We start from the raw sequence: 501 nt of genomic DNA on the forward strand, positions 1-501 counted from the left end.
ACCTTGAGCAGCGGCCGCGCCGCATTGGCGCGCGCCTGCGCCGCCATCGCCTCCGGCTCGCCCAGCGACAGCGTGTAGGCGGTTTCGAGCGCCTGCAAGGGAAGAGCACCTATCGCGACTGCTACCGAGGTTCCGCTGAGCTTTGCCTCCAGGTCCCACAGGGCGCAGTCTATGGCGTTGCGGGCGGCTCCGGCCGGTATAGCATCGAGCAAGGCGGTCCGGCTGATGCCACCGGCGATCCGGCCGCGCATGGCCTCGATCGCGTCGCGCACGCCCTCCATGGTCTCGCCATAGCGCTTGTAGGGGACGCATTCGCCGCGGCCGAGGTGGCCGCCCTCGCCGATCGTGCAGGAGATCACCTCGGCTTCGGTCTTGGAACCTCGCGAAATGGTGAAGGTTCCGGCGATGGGAAAACGCTCGGCCTCGACCGAAATGACACGCGCCATATTTTTCTGCTCCTGCTGTGCGACAAGCGTTGTCGGCAAATCGACAGGTCAGACC

The 501-nt window shown here is 66.3% G+C and carries 1 pseudogene; it reads right to left on the reverse strand.

The features are described 5' to 3' along the window. Positions 1–446, reverse strand: a pseudogene (locus EOD15_RS35370) (dipeptide epimerase); the annotation flags it as partial. Between the last annotated feature and the right edge of the window lie 55 nt (positions 447–501).

Source organism: Mesorhizobium sp. M7A.T.Ca.US.000.02.2.1 (genome assembly GCF_003996995.1).
GTDB lineage: Bacteria > Pseudomonadota > Alphaproteobacteria > Rhizobiales > Rhizobiaceae > Mesorhizobium.